The organism is Falsiroseomonas oryzae, assembly GCF_027856955.1.
Lineage (GTDB): Bacteria > Pseudomonadota > Alphaproteobacteria > Acetobacterales > Acetobacteraceae > Falsiroseomonas > Falsiroseomonas oryzae.
The window spans coordinates 1-2,453 of the sequence record NZ_JAPSMD010000623.1 but is presented as its reverse complement, the minus strand read 5'-3'; the positions used below and the strand labels follow the sequence as shown (position 1 = coordinate 2,453).

The window sequence follows — 2,453 nt, the reverse complement described above, 5'->3', positions numbered from 1 at the left end:
TCCGGCGCTCCGCTCATCGGCGGGGGCGCTGGCGCTCCGCCTCGGCCAGGGCGGCGACGCGGCGGGCGTTGCCCTCCCAGGTCAGGTCGCGGGCCAGCACCTCGGCACGGGCGGCAGCGCCCAGGCGGGCGCGCAGGGCGGGGTCGGTCGCCAGGCGCAGCACCGCGTCCCACATCGCGCCGGGGCGGGCAGGGTCGAACAGCAGCGCGGTGCGGTCGTGCTCCAGCACCTCGCGCAGGTTGGGCTGGTCCGGCGCGACGATGGGACGCGCCGCCGCCATGTATTCGAAGACCTTGAGCGGCGAGGCATAGGGCACGGCGGCGGGCTGCAGCGCGATGTCGAAGCCGGCGATCAGGCCTGGCACCTCCTCCCGCGGGGCGAGCCCGGTGAAGCGGACGCGGTCGGCGATGCCGAGCCCGGCGGCCAGCGCCTCCAGCCCCGGCCGGGCCGGGCCTTCGCCGACCACCAGCAGCGAGAGGCGCGGCGTGCCCTGCCAGGCGGCGATGGCGCGCACCACCGCGTCCATGCCGTGCCAGTCGCGCACGAAGCCGACGAACCCCAGGACGAGTTCCGGCTTGTCAGCCGGCTCCGGGCCGGGGGCGGGGAATTCCTCCAGGTGGATGCCGTTGGGGATCACCACGGTCCGGTCCCGCGCGGCGCCGGCGGCCTCGACATGGCCGGCCAGCACCTCGGTCACCGGCAGCGTGCGGTCGGCGCTGCGCCAGACGAAAGCCTCGCTCCAGCGCGCCAGGCGTTGCAGCCGGAGGTTGCCGAAGCGGGCACGCTCCTCGGCCAGCGGGGCGTTGACCTCGACCAGGAAGGGGATGCGCAGCCGGCGGGCGAGCCAGGCGCCGGAGAGGTAGAACAGGTTGTAGCGCTCGTAGATCACGTCAGGCCGGAACTCGGCCGCCGCGCGGGCGAGGCGCAGATAGGCGGGGATGCTGTAGGCGAGTTCCGCCAGCTCCGAGAGGCCGGGCGGCAGGATGCGGCGCAACGTGGCGGTCAGACCGGCGCCGCCGCCCTTGGCCTCGTTCGCCGTCTCGAAGGCGGAAGGGCCCACGACGCGGACCTCATGCCCCTGTCCGCGCAAGGCGCCGACCAGGGCTTCCAGATGGACGGCCTGGCCGTCGCGGGACTGGATGCGGTGGCTGTAGAGGATCCGCAGCGGGCCTGCTCCTGCGCCGCCGTGCGGCGATGCGGAGGGGATCCGGTCGGCACCCACGATCACGCCATCGTGCACCCGGGACCCCCAACTCAACCTTAAGCGCAAAATCCTCTACTCTGAGGGCTACTCTCTGGGAAGCATCTCAAGCTATGAAATGGTCTCGCCCCGATCGAGCAGGACGCGGCAGCCGCCGAGACGGGCACCCGGGCGCCGCCACGGCGTCCCGGCAGGCCCGCGGCCGGCGCCAGGCCGCAGGCAAGGGAGGATCCGCGACATGACCCCGATGCTGCCTGCCGCACCATCGGCCCATTCCGACTAGGACCCGCGCCATGGCCCGCCCCCTTCCGCCCGGCAGCCTGCAGGGTGATGACGTGGCCCTGCCGGGCGGCGATGCCTCCGCCGGCTGGCGGCCGACCCTGATCCTGCTCGCCCTGGGCGTGGCCGGCCTCGGCTACCTCTTCGCCGACGAGGTGGCGGCGGCGGTGCGCATCTGGGACAGTTCCGCCGCCTACAACCATTGCTGGCTGGTGCTGCCGATCGCGATCTGGCTGGCCTGGCAGCGCCGGGACCGGCTGCGGGGCATGCAGCCCCGCCCGGCGCCGCTCTTCGCGCTGCTCGGCATCCCGGCCGGCCTCGCCTGGCTGCTGGCGGAACGGCTCGGCATCATGGAAGGGCGCCAGCTCACCGCGCTCGGCCTGTTCTATGTGCTGATGCTGTCGGTCCTGGGCTGGCGCATCTGCCTCGCCATAGCCTCGCCGCTGATCTACCTGGTCTTCCTGGTCCCCTTCGGCGCCTTCGCCACGCCGGCGCTGCAGAAGATCACGGCGTGGATGATCGACGTCCTGCTCGATGCGACGAGCATCCCGCACTACGTGGACGACCTGATCATCGAGACGCCGGCCGGCGTCTTCCTGGTGGCGGAGGCCTGCGCCGGGCTGCGCTTCCTGATCGCCGCGCTGGCCTTCGGCGCGCTGTACGCCATGGTGATGTTCCGCAGCCCCGGCCGGCGCGCGCTGGTGATGGTGCTGGCCCTCGTCGTGCCCATCGTGGCCAACGGCTTCCGGGCCTTCGGCATCGTGCTGCTCGGCCACTACCTCGGCAGCGCGGAGGCAGCGGCGGCGGACCACATCATCTATGGCTGGGTCTTTTTCTCCTTCGTCATGCTGCTGCTGATCGTGATCGGGCTGCCCTTCCGGGAGGATGGCGCGCCGGATCCGCGCCGGGCGCCGCCGCAGGCCGCGATGAGCCCGCCGCGCTCGGCGGCGGTGGCCGCAGCCGCCGTGGCGGC

Annotated in this window: 2 protein-coding genes; one reads left to right on the top strand and one right to left on the bottom strand. The window is 73.3% G+C overall.

Going from position 1 to position 2,453, the window contains the following annotated elements:
* Positions 1-13: 13 nt before the first annotated feature.
* Positions 14-1,222 (bottom strand): glycosyltransferase family 4 protein, encoded by a 1,209-nt coding sequence (locus tag OZN99_RS29750; RefSeq protein ID WP_270938828.1) that lies wholly within the window; start codon positions 1,220-1,222, stop codon positions 14-16.
* 272 nt (positions 1,223-1,494) lie between these two features.
* Here OZN99_RS29750 and xrtA point away from each other — a divergent pair.
* Positions 1,495-2,453: exosortase A (gene xrtA, locus OZN99_RS29745; RefSeq protein WP_270938827.1), on the top strand; the 959-nt coding region annotated here is incomplete at its 3' end.